We start from the raw sequence: 13,647 nt of genomic DNA on the forward strand, positions 1-13,647 counted from the left end.
TCCGCGGCGGGGGGACGGGGATGAAGGTCGCGCTCGCGCAGATAAACCCGACGATCGGCGACTTTCGCGGCAACGTGCGCCGCATCCTCCGCGCCGTCCGCCGGGCGGAGCGGGGGGGGGCGGATCTCTGCGTCTGCCCCGAGATGTGCATCACCGGCTACCCGACCCGCGACCTCCTCCTCAACCGCGACTTCGTCGACGACAACCTGAAGGCGCTCCAACGGCTCGCCGCCGAGGTCGGGGCGATGCCGGTCGTGGCGGGTTTCGCCGCCCGGAACCGGTCGTCCGTCGGCAAGGGACTCTTCAACGCCGGGGCCCTCATCCGCAACGGCGCGGTGCGGCGGGTCTTCCGCAAGATGCTCCTCCCCACCTACGACGTCTTCGACGAGCGCCGGTACTTCGACCCCGCCTGCGACGTGACCGTCGCCGCCATCGCGGGGCGGCGGGTCGGGTTCGCCATCTGCGAGGATATCTGGAACCCGCCGGAGTTCTGGCAGCGGCGCTTCTACGCCGCCGACCCGGTCGAGATGCTGGCGGGGAAGGGGGCGGAGCTGCTGATCGCCATCTCGGCCTCGCCGTTCGCGATCGGGCACCAGGCGCTGCGCCGCTCGATCGCGTCGCGCATCGCCGCGCGCCATGGGATCCCCCTCTGCTACGTCAACCAGACGGGGGGAAACGACGAACTGGTCTTCGACGGGAACAGCTTCGCCGTGGACGCGGGCGGGGCGCTCATCGCGCAGGGGAAGGCGTTCTCCGAGGACCTCGTCTTCGTCTGCGACGACGGCCCGCCCCTCGCCTCCCCCCGCCGGGAGGGCCCCCCGGAGGAGTCCGTGTGCGAGGCGCTGATCCTCGGGGTCAGGGACTACGCGCGGAAGTGCGGTTTCCGGGACGCGGTGGTGGGGTTGAGCGGGGGGCTCGACTCGGCGGTGACCGCCTGCATCGCGGCGCGGGCGCTTGGGCGGGGGCACGTGCGCGGCGTCGCGATGCCGTCGCCCTACTCGTCCAGGGGGAGCGTCAGGGACGCGCGCCTCCTCGCCCGTAACCTCGGCATCGACTTCTCCGTCGTTCCGATCAGCCCGGTCTACCGGGCGTACCTCCGGACGCTCGCGCCGCATCTCCGCCGCCGCCGCGACACGACGGAGGAGAACATCCAGGCGCGCATCCGCGGCAACATCCTGATGGCGTTCTCGAACAGGTACGGCGCCCTCGTGCTCTCGACCGGGAACAAGTCGGAGATGGCGGTCGGCTACTGCACCCTGTACGGGGACATGGCGGGCGGGCTCGCGGTGCTCTCCGACGTGCCCAAGACGCTCGTCTACCGCCTCGCGCGGCACCTCAACCGGGGGGGGGAGCTGATTCCGGCCGCGAGCATCGCGAAACCCCCGTCGGCGGAACTCAGGCCCGACCAGACGGACCAGGACACCTTGCCCCCGTACGAGGAGCTCGACGCGGTGCTCTCCCGCTACGTGGAGAAGCGGCAGGGACCCGCGGAGATCGTCGCCGCGGGGTACGGGCGGAGGCTCGTCTGCGACATCATCAGGAAGGTGGAGCGGAACGAGTACAAGCGGCAGCAGGCGCCCCCCGGCCTGAAGGTCACCTCGAAGGCGTTCGGGAGCGGGCGGCGAATCCCGCTCGCGCAGCGCTACTACTGAGCGGCCGCACGGGCGCGATGGTAGGAGGCCCGGGTGCGGTCCTTCAGCGCACGGTAGGCGCGGCTCAGCAGCTCGTGGCAGCGCGCCTGCTCCTCCCGGTACTTCGGATTGGCGTTCTGGAGCGCCCGCTCCCCGATCTCGACCGCGCCGCGCGGGTCCCGCCGCCGCATCCTGATCTCGCACTTTCCCGCGAGGGCGCGGGTGTTGCCGGGGTAGAGGCGGAGGAGTTGATCGAGGAACGCGTCCGCGGCGTCGAGGTCCCCGCCCCCGAGCGACTTCTCCGCGAGCGTGATCAGGGCGGTGTAGGTGTCGGGCCCCGCCTTGAGCGCCCGCGCGAGCACGCCGTGCCGCGCCGCCTCCGCGGGCACCCCGAGCTTTTTGCAGGCGGCCTCGAGGACCTCGTGCCCGTGGGCAAGCTCGAATGCGAAGTAGGACGGGGTGCGCAGCAGCGCCTCCTCGCAGATGCGCCGCGCGGTCGAGGCATCCCCGCGCCGCAGCGCGAGCTCGGCGCGCCCGATGGCGACGCGCGAATTGCCCGCGTACCGCGCCCCGAGCGCGTCCAGTTCCGTCTCGGCATCGGCGAGGCGGCCCTGGCGCAGGTAGAGCTCGGCGAGGCTTGCCGCCCCCTGGAAGGTGCCGCGGACCTTCCGGAAGCAGTCCGCGGCCTCTGACAACCGGCCGGATTCCGCAAGGGCCCAGCCGAGCATCCCGATCAGGTCGGCGTCGTCGGCCTTGAAACCGAGCGCCTTTTTGTAGAAGCGCGCCGCGCGCCGCCAGTCCTGTCTCTTGGCGTACAGCCGGCCGAGGTCCTTGCACCTCCGGTAGCTCGGCCCGAAACGGCTGATCGCCTCGGAGAGGTTCGCGATGCCGCGGGGGAAATCCCCCAGCTTCTCCACGAGGAGGAAGTGGAGCCGCTCGTGGCTCCGCTCCTTCAGGGCGCTGCCGCGCGGGATGCCGCGATAGAGGCGCACCGCCTGCTCGAACATCCCGCGGTCGCGGTAGATGCGGTCGATCCTTTCGTACGGCGCCGGGTCGTCGGGGTCGGCGGCGATGAGCCTTTTGTAGAGGCGGATCGCGCGGGGGGCCTTGCCCGCCTCGCAGTAGGTCCTGGCGAGGTGGCTCAGCAGGTCGCGGTCCCCGGGGTTTCGGGCGAGGGCCTTCCTGAGCACGGCAGCGGCCGCGGCGTGACAGTTGTCGGCCCGCATCAGGGCCGCGAGCGCCTTGACGTTGGAGAGCTGCTGCGGCCGTTCGCGGACGAGGTCGTAGAGACGTCTTTTCTCGGGGGTGTCGACGTCCTCCGGGACGGCGGCGGCGCGGGATCGGGCGTCAGGCGCCTGCCGCGGCCGGCGAGGGGGAGTCTTTTTTCGAGTCCTTCTTGGTGCCGCTGGCATCCTTCTCCTTTTTCTCCGCGGCCCGATACCCGTGGCTTCGGTAGTCGGTCGCGTAGAAACCGTGGCCCTTGAAGATGATGCCGGCGCCCGCGCCGATGAGACGTTTCACGGCGGCGCCGCAGCGGGGGCACGCCTTCAACGGTTTCGCGGTGATCCGCTGAAACCGGTCGAAGCGTCCACACTTTCGGCACTCGTACTCGTAGGTTGGCATCGTCTGCAGTCCCCCGCGCGGCCCTCCCCGAAGGGGGGGCGGTGGCCCTTCTCCGTGCCGCAGGCTACGGTTTGGGCGCCGCCTCGGGCTTCAATCCGAGGTAGATGAGCGTCCCGGAGACGCACCAGACCACGAACGGGATGGAAAGGATCGAGAGGCGGATGATGAGCGTGAATGCGCCCCAGATGAAACCGGCGAACGAGTAGGTCCACCGCAACGTATCCTGCGGCGCCGCGTACAATCCCCGCCCCACGAGCCCGGCAGGGGGGCTGCAGCACTCGGGGAGGGAGAAGAACCCGGCCGCGCAGTCGAACGCCCTGTTGAACGCCGGCGGCACGGAGGAGACGATCCGCGTGTACTGGGCGCCCATGGTCCGCGACGAGATCATCGCGTCCACGGCGGTGACCGCGGAGAGGAAATGGACGATGATGATGAAGACGAGCGCGGTGGCGATCAGGTAGCCGATGAAACGCACGGTGTTGGCCCGGATGAAGTCGTTGAGCTCGCTGACCGGGCTCTCCTTGCCGACCATGATGATGGGGGGCAGGAGCAGGGTCCCGCAAAGGAGGATGATCCCCGCGGCGACGAGCAGGGCGCTCAAGAAGAAGAGCGGCAGCGCCAGGAACGGCCAGACGATCTCACCGAGGAAGGGGATGCGGCCGAACCAGCCGGCGATCGAGTGACAGAGCACCATCAGGAGGATGATCAGGACGATCTTGAGCGGCGCGATGATCAGCGGCGTGGCGGATACCCGGACGGCGTGCAGCGCCCCTTTGAAATCGACCGCCGGGAGCCCGGCGACCTCCGCCACGGTCACCTTCGCGATCGCACCCCAGGTGAAGAATAGTATGAAGAGCACCGCCACCCAGTTCAGGATTGCGACGAGCGATTGGAGCTGGCCGCGCAGGACGAAACCGCCGAGGAGGTTCATGATGACAAGGGAGGCCGCCACGGCGCAGACCATCCCGCCGATCTGCAAGGCGATCTTCTTCCCGCTGAACGAGAGGCTGAAGATCCTCGAGAAGGTTTTCATTCCCGTCTGCAACGCATCCATGGCCGATCCCTCCCTGCGTAGGCGCGCCATTCCGCACCATGCGGCCACATCGTACCGCAGCACCGATGCGCTGTCAAGCCCCCAAAACAGCCCCCAACACACCGGAACCGGTTGCGCGGCCCGTGCCTGCGTGGTACACTTACCCCCGATACCGGAGCGGTTTCTATGGCCCTGACACGATACCTGTGGCGTGCGGGTGCGGTGCTGTGCATCGCCGCCCTGGCGGCGCTCCTCGCGGGGTGCGCGACCCCCGAGGGCGGCTCCTCCATCCCATGGGCCAGGCCCGAGCCGTGGGAGAACCAGCCGAACCTGATGCCCGGCGTGCGGTTCTGACGCGGGCGCTGCGTGGGTATGCCTTCATTTCCCGTGAACGGCGGTCACCCGACGGCGGGGCTCGTCCCCGCTGCGCGTCCCTCCGCGGGGAGGCGGCGGCACGCCGCCGCCCGCCACGCGCTCCTCTTCTGCGCCTTCGCCGCCTGCGCCTCCGCCTCCCCCCGTCTCCGCCCGCGGCCGCCGGAGCGCCCCCGCGAGATGCGCGGGATTTGGGCGGAGTGCGAGGGCGCCAACGCCACGCTCTCCAGCCGCGCCAGGATCGAGGAGATGTTCCGGCGTCTGGAGGAGGCGGGCGTCAACACGGTGTTCCTGCAGGTCTACCGCGGGGACAAGGCGTGGTACCGTTCCGGGATCGCGGACGCGGGGCCGTACGACGCCTTTTATTCCCGGGAGAAGGCCTGCCCCCTGCGCCTGGCGATCGACATGGCGCACGCGCGGGGGATGCAGCTCCACGCATGGGTGAACGTGTTCAGGGTCTGGGGAGGACGGGACGCAAAGACGATACAGGCGCTCGGGAAGGGGGCGATGACCCGCGACCGGTCGGGGAAATCGATACTCGACTACCCCCGGCACGCGCTCCCCGACGGCGGCTACTGGCTCGATCCGGGCGACCCGGTCGCGCGCAGGCATCTCCTGCGCGTTGTGCGGGAGCTGCTGGAGCGATACCCGGACCTCGACGGCATCCACCTCGACTACGCGCGGTACCCGTTCGACGAGAAGGGGAAGACGGATTTCGGCTACGGGTCCGCAAGCGTGGCGGCGTTCAAGAAAGCCGCCGGCGCCGCCCCGAGTCGGCGTACGGCGGCGGCGCGGGCGCGCTGGGACGGGTGGCGGCGGGACCAGGTGACGCTGTTCGTCGGGGGGGCGAAGCGTCTGACGGGAAAACGGGGGAAGGCGCTCTCCGTGGCGGTCGTCGCCGACGAGAAGAAGTGCCGCGAGAGCACCTTCCAGGATTGGCGCCGCTGGCTCGGCGAGGGGCTCGTCGACTTCGTCGTGCCGATGAACTACAGCGCGGACCGGGCGCTGGTCCGCGCGCGCGCGGAGAAGGCGCTCTCGGCGGCCGGAGCGGGGAAGAGGGTCGCCGTCGGGCTCGGGGCCTACAAGGTGCTGGATTCCCCCGCGGCGCTCGCGGCGCAGGTCGGGGACTGTAGAAGGCTGGGGGCGCTCGGCGTGGTTCTTTTCTCCTACGACAACCTGGCCAAACGCCCGGGGCTGTTCGGGTATCTCGGGAGGAAGGTCTTTTAACCGGCGCCCGGGCGGCGGCCCGGGCGCCATGCAACCCGCACGGGAGGAGCGATGATGAACGATACTCTGGAACGCAAAAACCTTTTCGGGGCCTACCTGCTGATCGCGGCGGTCGTGCTGGGGTTATTCCTGGTGTTACGGCAGATCGCCGTTTTCCAGCAGGCGCGGGTGAATGCCTCGATGCAGAAGGCGGCGCACAAGGCCGCCCCGATACCGCTTTCCACGACGCCGAAGCCGGCGATCAAGAAGATCGTCGAGACGGAGCGCCAGATCGAAGACCAGGACATTCTGGAGGCGTACGAGAAGGAGGAACGCCGGCCGGGCCTGCTGCAGCTGTTCAGCGTAGGAGAGCGGTTGCTTCAGAAGAAGGTCGAGGGGGTCGAGTACGTGAAGGCGGTTCTTTTCAGGACGCAGGCCGGGACCGGGAGGATCCTCGCCGATGTCGCCCTGCACAACGACTCCGCGGTCCCCGTCACCCCGCGGTTCCAGCTGATGCTCTTCAACGCCAAGGGCAGGTTCCTGTGCCGGGACACGATCCTCTACATCACGGAGGATCTTGCCCCCGGGGAGAAGAAGATCGAGACGATGAGTCTCCCCCGGGCTCCCCGGGATGTCGCGTTCTACGAGATTCGGCAGCTCGATTGAGATTCGGAGCGATCCGATGGGCGCGGCAAGGGAGAAGGGGCCGGTCGCGCGCGTCGCCGCGCTGCTGTGTGCCGCGGGCGAGGACCCGCAGCTGTTCCTCGACGCCCTCGCCGGACTGTGGGGCGCCCCCGGACTCGTGGGCGCGCCGATACAGTTCGGTTTCACCGACTTCTATGAAAACGAGATGGGCCCCGATCTCGTCCGGCGCTTCGTCCTCTTCAGGGATCCCGCCCCGGCGGACGGCCTCCGGGACTGGAAGATCGAGGCCAACGCGCTGGAGGGGCGGTTCGCATCCGGGGGCAGACGGCGCCTGAACGCGGATCCCGGCTACCTGGATCCGGGCGCCGTCGTGGTGGCCTCCGTGAAGGACGCGGCCTCCCGGGTCTATCTCGGGAAGGGGATCTACGCGCAGCCGATGCTGCGCTTTGAGGCGGGAAGCTTCCGGGCGTGGCCCTGGACGTACCCCGACTACGCCTCGCCGGAGGCGATACGGTTCTTCAATGCGGCGCGGGCCGCATGCCGCGATATGTTTCGTCAGCCGGTGCGCGGTCGATAGTCGATACCCGGCCGCCGAGGTTCGATGCGGCGGCGGTGCACGGACCCGAGCATCGAATGCGGTTGACTTGCCCCCGGCCCATTGCTAGTATCGGTTCCCCACCGGGGGGCTATCCTTCCGTGACGACGAGGTTCGGCGGCTCGACAAGGCGCGACAGGAAACAGACCGCGGTGCGCCCCCTGAACGATTCGTTTCTCCGGGAGCTCGAGGAGCGGGCGCGTACCATCCGCATGAACATCATCAGGATGATCGCCCGGGCGGGGTCAGGGCACCCCGGCGGCTCCTTGTCGATCGCGGACATCCTCACGGCGCTCTATTTCACCCAAATGCGCCATCGCCCGAAGGAACCGCGTTGGGCGGACCGCGACCGGTGCATCCTCTCCAAGGGGCACGCGGCCCCGGCCCTCTACGCCGTCCTGGGCGAGTGCGGCTACTTTCCGAAGGGGGAGTTCCTCAAGCTGCGGAGATTCGGCGCGATGCTCCAGGGGCACCCGGACGCCACGCGCGTCCCCGGCGTCGAGACCTCGACCGGCTCCCTCGGCCAGGGGATCTCCGTCGGGGTGGGGATGGCGCTCGCGGGGAGGATCGACGGCAGGGGCTACCGGGTCTATGTCGTCCTCGGCGACGGGGAGATCGAGGAGGGCGAGGTCTGGGAGGCCGCGATGGCCGCCGCGCACTACCGGCTCGACCGGCTGTGCGCGATCGTGGACTTCAACGGCCTCCAGATCGACGGGAGGGTGCAGGACACGATGAACCCCGAGCCGATCGCGGCGAAGTGGGAGGCGTTCGGCTGGGCGGCGCGCGAGATCGACGGACACGATTTCAGGCAGATCATCGCCGCGCTCGACTGGGCCGCGGAACCGAAGAAGAAGCCGTCCGCCATCATCGCCAGGACCGTGAAGGGCAAGGGGGTTTCGTTCATGGAGGCCCAGGTCAACTGGCACGGCGTGGCGCCAACGGCCGAGGAGTCGAAGCGGGCGCTCGCCGAACTGGGAGAGGCGTAAGGCGATGGGGGCTGCACGGGCGATACGGGACGGGTACGGCGAGGCGCTCCTCGAGCTCGGGAGGAGCAACGGGAACGTCGTCGTGCTCGACGCGGATCTCGCCGAGTCGACGCGTTCGTCCGTCTTCAGGAAAGAGTTTCCCGAGCGCTTCTTCAACGCGGGCATCGCCGAGCAGAACATGGTCAACATGGCCGTCGGGCTCGCCCTCTCCGGGAAGACGGTCTTCGCGTCGAGCTTCGCCATCTTCGCCACCGGCCGCTGCTGGGAGCAGCTCAGGAACTCGGTCGCGGCCACGAGGGCCAACGTGAAGATCGTCGCGAGCCACGGCGGGCTGACCGTCGGGCCCGACGGCCTCTCGCACCAGTGCGTCGAGGACATCTCCCTAATGCGTACCATCCCGCACTTCGCCGTCATCGTGCCGTGCGACTGGGTGGAGGCGAAGAAGGCGGTGCTCGCCGCGGCCCGGATCCCGGGGCCCGTCTACATCCGGACGGCGCGGCCCAAGACTGCGCAGGTCACGAGCGAGGAGACGCCGTTCGTTATCGGCAAGTCCGTGCGCCTGCGCGACGGCGAAGACGTGACTTTGGTCGCCTGCGGCCTGATGGTCCTCGCGGCGATCGAGGCCGCCGAGGCCCTCGCGGCCGAGGGGATCCGGGCGGCGGTCGTCGACATGCACACGATCAAGCCCCTGGACGCGAAGGCGGTCGTCGCCGCGGCCAGGGAGACCGGCGCGCTCGTCACCGCGGAGGAGCACACCCTGCTCGGCGGACTCGGCAGCGCCGTCGCGGAGACGACGGCGGCGCAGTATCCGGTCCCGGTCGAGATGGTCGGGATCCGCGACCGGTTCGGCCAGTCCGGCGAACCCGACGAGCTGCTCCGGAGATACGGGCTCACCCCCGGCGATATCTGCAAGGCAGCCAAGAGGGCGATGGGAAGGAAACGGGGCTGAGGCGCCCCGTCTTTCGCCGCCCGCGTCAACCCAGGACACCGCGACGATGAGATATTCTTCGACCCGCTTCCCGCTGTACTGTCTGCTGCTCATGTTGGCCGCATCGGTCGTCCTGTCCCGGCCCGCCGCCCCGGCGGGGGGCGCAGCGGAGAAGGACGGGGACGTCTACCGGAGCCTCGACATCCTCTGCGACGTCATCACGATCATCCAGCGCGACTACATAGAGAAGCTGGGCACCGAGCGGCTGATGCAGGACGCGCTCCGGGGGATGCTCGCCTCGCTCGACAGCTACAGCACCTACCTGCCGGCCCCGGCCCCCCGGGCGACCCCCGGCCCCCCGGCGGGGGAGCCCGGCACCTATGGGCTCGAGGTGGCGTACAAGAACAGGCTGCTCACGGTGGTTTCCCCCGTGGAGAACGGGCCGGCCTGGAAGGCCGGCCTGAAGAGCGGCGACCTGATCATCAAGATCGGGGAGGAGCCCGTCGACGATCGCCCGCTCGCCGAACTGCTCCAGCTCTTCCGCGGCGCCGCCGCGGGGGAGCTGCGCCTGCAGGTGGCGCGGCGGGGGGAGCGCGAGTTCCTTGATTTCACCCTCGCCCCCGGGAAGGTGGAGGGGCCGGCGGCGCGGACGGAGATGCCGGAAGACAAGATCGCCCTGCTGAGGATCGCGCGCTTCGACCGGGGAACGCCCGCGCGGGTCGCCGAGTGCCTTGCCGCCCTGAAGGAGCGCGGCGCCGACGGCACGGTCCTCGACCTCAGGGACTGCCCCGCGGGGGAGATAGAGGCAGCCATCGAGGTCGCCGGGCACTTCATTTCGGAGGGTGGGCTCGTGGCGACGCTCGCGGCCCGGTCGGATGAGGCGCGGAAGGAGTTCGTCTCGTCCGGCGCACAGCCGTCGGCCGAGGGCCCGGTGGTAATCCTCGTCAACGGAGGGACGAGCGGCGCGGCGGAGGTGCTCGCGGGCGCGCTGCAGGCGGAAGGGCGGGGCGTGTTGATGGGGCAGAAGAGTTTCGGCTGCGCCTTCGAGGAGGGGACGTTCACGCTCAAGGACGGTTCGGTGATCACGCTTTTGACCGCCGTCTACCGGACGCCGGCCGGCGCCGAGATACAGGACAAGGGGCTCACCCCGGACATAGAGGTCGTATCCGAGACGGCGGAGACGGAGGCGGGGGAGGGGGAGGGGGGGGAAGGGGAGGGGGAGGAGTTCGAGATCCCCGACGAAAAGGGCGAGAAGGGGCTGAAGGGCGTGAAGGCTCCGAAGGGTGAGCAGGAAACGGACCCGGTGGTGCAGCGCGCGATCGACCTCATCAAGGGGATGCGCATAATGAAGAGCAAGGAGGGGAACTAGTCGTGCGCAGGCGCAGCCCCTTCCCCGTCGCGGCCTCGTGCCTTGCGGCCTGCTGCCTCGTCACGGCCCTCTGCGCGGCGTTGGGCCGGGCCGCGGACAGACAGTTGCGGTCGGGCCTCGACATCTTCGTCTCCGGGATGGATATCGTCTCGAGGCACTACTACCGCGAGGTGGAGGACCGCGATCTCGCCTACGGCGCCCTCAAGGGGATGTGCAGCGCCCTCGATCCCCACAGCCAGTTCATGGACGAGGAGATCTACCGCGAGATGAAGGTCGAGACCGAGGGTGCGTTCGGCGGCCTCGGCATCGAGATCACCATCCGGGACAAGTTCCTCACCGTGGTCGCGCCGATCGAGGACACCCCCGCATTCAAGGCGGGGCTCAGGGCGGGCGACCGCATCGTGGAGATCGAGGGGGTCTCGACGAAGGACCTGAGCCTCGTGGAGGCGGTCCGCACCCTCCGCGGCACCCCCGGGACCGTCGCGCGGATTACGGTGATGCGGCCGAGCACCGGCGCGATGCTGCCGTTCGCCATCACCCGCGCAAACATCCAGATCCAGAGCGTCAAGGACGCCGGGCTCGTCAGGAGCCGGATCGGCTACATCCGCCTCACCCAGTTCCAGGAGCACACCGGGAGCGATTTCGACAAGGCGCTGCGGGCGCTCGCGGCCGAGGGGATGGAGGGGCTCATCCTCGACCTCCGCAACAATCCCGGGGGCCTTCTCCAGGTCGCCATCGAGATCGCCGACAAGTTCATCGGCGGGGAGCGGCTGCTCGTGTACACGAAGGGCAGGATCCGGACACAGAACATCGAGTTCAAATCGCACGGCAAGGCGGCCTTTCCGGACCTGCCGATGGTCATCCTCGTGAACAAGGGGAGCGCCAGCGGGTCGGAGATCGTCGCCGGGGCGCTGCAGGACTGGGGCCGCGGCATCATCCTCGGCGAGCCGACGTTCGGCAAAGGGTCGGTGCAGAGCGTGCTCCCGCTCCCCGATGGCTCCGCCCTGCGCCTGACCACCGCGCACTACTTCACCCCCAAGGGCCGGGTGATCCAGAAGGTCGGGGTCCAGCCCGATATCCGGGTCGAGATGACGGACGAACAGGAGATCAAGGTGCTCATGCGGCGCAGGCTGGAGAGGATGATCAAGGAGAGCCCGGAGGGGACCGACCTCGCCACGGAGAAGGCGGAGCTGAAGAAGCTCGGGGAGGCGGCGGACGTGCAGCTGGAGCGGGCGCTCGACCTCCTACAGGGGATCCTCGCCGTCCGGAAACCGCTCGGGGCCACCCCCGCCCCCGCCCCCGCGAAAACCCCCGCGGCGGGCTGATACCGTCCGGCTCATCCCCCGGCCGCGAGGTGCGCCGTGCTGATCCTCGGTATAGAGACGTCGTGCGACGAGACCGGCGTCGCGCTGGTCGACGCGCGAAGCGGCGCGATCGCCGCGGAGGCGGTGGCGTCGCAGGACGAACTGCACGCGCGCTACGCCGGGGTGGTCCCCGAGCTCGCCTCTCGCCGGCACCTCTGCACCCTCGCGCCGCTCACCGCGCGGGTGCTTCGGGAGGCGGGCGCCGCGGCACGCGATGTCGGCCTCGTCGCGGCGGCGCGCGGGCCCGGCCTCGCGGGCTGCCTCCTCGCGGGGGTGAGCTTCGCCAAGGGGTTCGCGTACGCCCTCGGGGCGCCGATCCTCGGGATCAACCACCTCGAGGCGCACCTGTACATGTGCGTGGCGGGCGGCGGGATCGACTTCCCGGCGGTCGCGCTCGTCGTCTCCGGGGGGCACACGATCCTCGCGATCGTGCCCGAGTGGGGCCGTTACGAGCTGCTGGGGCAGACCCGCGACGACGCGGTCGGGGAGGCCTACGACAAGGTGGCCTCGATGCTCGGGCTCCCGTACCCCGGCGGGCCCGCGATCGAAAGGCGCGCGCGCCGCGCCGCGAGGGCGGTGCGTTTCCCGCGGCCGCTGCTCAAGAGCGGCGACCTGGAGTTCAGTCTGAGCGGCCTGAAGACGGCGGTGCGCACCCGTCTCCGGTCGGGCGGGGCGGCGCCGCCCGGCGAAGAGGAGGTCGACGCGGTCGCGCGCGGGTTCCAGGAGGCGGTGATCGAGGTTTTGCGCCTGAAGACCGTCGAGGGGGCCCGCCGCGTGGGCGCCCGCACCGTGCTGCTCGCGGGGGGGGTCGCGCGCAACGAGGCGCTCCGGTCGGGGATCGAACGGGAGGCCGCGAGGCGGGGGGTGCGCGTGGTCGCCTCACCGCCGTCCCACTGCACCGACAACGGCGCGATGATCGCCTTGCTCGCGCGCCTGCAGTGGGCCGAGGGACGGCGGGACGGATCGGATCTCGATATAGACCCGGGCCTGCGGCTCTGCTAGGGGCCCGGCCGCCGGTCGTTGCGCAGCGGCGCGGCGCGGGACGCCGCGGCGCTTGGCCGCGGATGGAGGCGGGGATATGAATCCGGACAATCTGAAAAAACTCTTCTCGGATGTCGCGAAGGGGAAGATCTCCCCCGCGGCCGCCCTCAAGAGGGTCCGCCATCTGCCGTTCGAGGAGCTCGGCCACAGCACGGTGGACGGGCACCGGGCGATCAGGCAGGGGTACCCCGAGGTGATCTTCTGCCAGGGCAAGACCGTCGAGGAGATCGAGGAGATCGCCGCGCGGATCTGCGGGGCGGGGGACAACCTGCTCGCCACGCGCGCCTCCGAGGAGGCGTTCCGCCGCATCCACGCGCTGTTCCCGGACGCGGTCTACCACCGCCGCGCGCACGCGGTGACGGTCGAGCGGCGCCGTCTCACCAAGGCCCCCGGCTTCATCGCCGTGGTGAGCGCCGGCACCGCGGACGGCCCCGTGGCCGAGGAGGCGGCGGTCACCGCGGAGTCGATGGGCAACACCGTCCGCAGGTTCTACGACGTGGGCGTCGCGGGGCTGCACCGGCTGCTCCGCAAGCTGCCGGACCTCGCGCGCGCCCGGGTAATCGTGGTCGCCGCGGGGATGGAGGGGGCGCTGCCGAGCGTGGTGGGGGGGCTCGTGGGAAGGCCCGTCGTCGCGGTCCCGACGAGCGTTGGCTACGGCGCGAGTTTCGGCGGCATCGCGGCGCTGCTCGGGATGCTCAACAGCTGCGCGGCGGGCGTCACGGTGGTGAACATCGACAACGGTTTCGGAGCGGGCTACGCCGCCGCCCTGATCAACAAGACGAGGTAGGGGCTTCCGGCCGCAGATCGACACGGCTGCGCGCGGACGCGGAGGGACGATGGGTGATCCGCGAAGA

At 70.0% G+C, this 13,647-nt stretch carries 14 protein-coding genes; 11 read left to right on the forward strand and 3 right to left on the reverse strand.

The features are described from left to right. Positions 1–20 precede the first annotated feature (20 nt). A complete protein-coding gene (locus GXY35_03080) occupies positions 21–1,652 on the forward strand; it encodes an NAD+ synthase (protein NLW93572.1) in 1,632 nt (543 codons plus the stop codon). Here the strand turns inward: GXY35_03080 and GXY35_03085 are convergent. From GXY35_03085 to GXY35_03095, 3 genes are all read right to left on the reverse strand, one after another. Next, positions 1,646–3,043: a tetratricopeptide repeat protein gene (locus tag GXY35_03085; protein ID NLW93573.1), complete on the reverse strand. Its 1,398-nt coding sequence runs from the start codon at positions 3,041–3,043 to the stop codon at positions 1,646–1,648. The two genes, GXY35_03080 and GXY35_03085, sit on opposite strands and share 7 nt — an antisense overlap. Then, positions 2,979–3,254 carry a zinc ribbon domain-containing protein gene (locus tag GXY35_03090; GenBank protein ID NLW93574.1) on the reverse strand — a complete coding sequence of 92 codons (276 nt, stop codon included), beginning with the start codon at positions 3,252–3,254 and terminating at the stop codon, positions 2,979–2,981. The genes GXY35_03085 and GXY35_03090 overlap by 65 nt, the downstream gene beginning before the upstream one ends. 64 nt (positions 3,255–3,318) lie before the next feature. Further along, a complete protein-coding gene (locus GXY35_03095) occupies positions 3,319–4,308 on the reverse strand; it encodes a hypothetical protein (protein ID NLW93575.1) in 990 nt (329 codons plus the stop codon). A gap of 165 nt (positions 4,309–4,473) precedes the next feature. Here GXY35_03095 and GXY35_03100 point away from each other — a divergent pair, with 165 nt between their 5' ends. From GXY35_03100 to larB, 10 genes are all read left to right on the forward strand, one after another. Further along, the gene (locus tag GXY35_03100; protein ID NLW93576.1) at positions 4,474–4,641 is read left to right on the forward strand and encodes a hypothetical protein; all 168 of its coding nucleotides are present in this window, start codon (positions 4,474–4,476) and stop codon (positions 4,639–4,641) included. Positions 4,642–4,659: 18 nt separating this feature from the next. After that, positions 4,660–5,886, forward strand: coding sequence for a family 10 glycosylhydrolase (locus GXY35_03105; protein NLW93577.1), 1,227 nt, complete (start codon positions 4,660–4,662; stop codon positions 5,884–5,886). 54 nt (positions 5,887–5,940) lie between these two features. Continuing rightward, positions 5,941–6,531, forward strand: a complete 591-nt coding sequence (locus GXY35_03110) for a hypothetical protein (protein NLW93578.1) — start codon at positions 5,941–5,943, stop codon at positions 6,529–6,531. A 16-nt stretch (positions 6,532–6,547) separates the two neighbouring features. Next, a complete protein-coding gene (locus tag GXY35_03115; protein ID NLW93579.1) occupies positions 6,548–7,087 on the forward strand; it encodes a DUF4416 family protein in 540 nt (179 codons plus the stop codon). Between the two features lie 56 nt (positions 7,088–7,143). Continuing rightward, positions 7,144–8,091 carry a transketolase gene (locus GXY35_03120; protein ID NLW93580.1) on the forward strand — a complete coding sequence of 316 codons (948 nt, stop codon included), beginning with the start codon at positions 7,144–7,146 and terminating at the stop codon, positions 8,089–8,091. Positions 8,092–8,095: 4 nt separating this feature from the next. Next, on the forward strand, positions 8,096–9,040 hold the full coding sequence (locus GXY35_03125; protein ID NLW93581.1) for a transketolase family protein: 945 nt from the start codon (positions 8,096–8,098) through the stop codon (positions 9,038–9,040). 46 nt (positions 9,041–9,086) lie between these two features. Then, positions 9,087–10,388, forward strand: coding sequence for a PDZ domain-containing protein (locus tag GXY35_03130; protein NLW93582.1), 1,302 nt, complete (start codon positions 9,087–9,089; stop codon positions 10,386–10,388). A gap of 2 nt (positions 10,389–10,390) precedes the next feature. Continuing rightward, a complete protein-coding gene (locus GXY35_03135) occupies positions 10,391–11,713 on the forward strand; it encodes a S41 family peptidase (GenBank protein ID NLW93583.1) in 1,323 nt (440 codons plus the stop codon). 36 nt (positions 11,714–11,749) lie between these two features. Further along, complete coding sequence (gene tsaD, locus GXY35_03140; GenBank protein NLW93584.1) at positions 11,750–12,754, forward strand: tRNA (adenosine(37)-N6)-threonylcarbamoyltransferase complex transferase subunit TsaD; 1,005 nt, start codon at positions 11,750–11,752, stop codon at positions 12,752–12,754. Positions 12,755–12,830: 76 nt separating this feature from the next. Then, positions 12,831–13,580 (forward strand): nickel pincer cofactor biosynthesis protein LarB, encoded by a 750-nt coding sequence (gene larB, locus GXY35_03145; GenBank protein NLW93585.1) that lies wholly within the window; start codon positions 12,831–12,833, stop codon positions 13,578–13,580. The last annotated feature ends 67 nt before the right edge of the window (positions 13,581–13,647 follow it).

The sequence above is a fragment of the Chlamydiota bacterium genome (assembly GCA_012729785.1).
In the GTDB taxonomy this organism is placed as follows: domain Bacteria; phylum Auribacterota; class Tritonobacteria; order UBA1439; family UBA1439; genus UBA1439.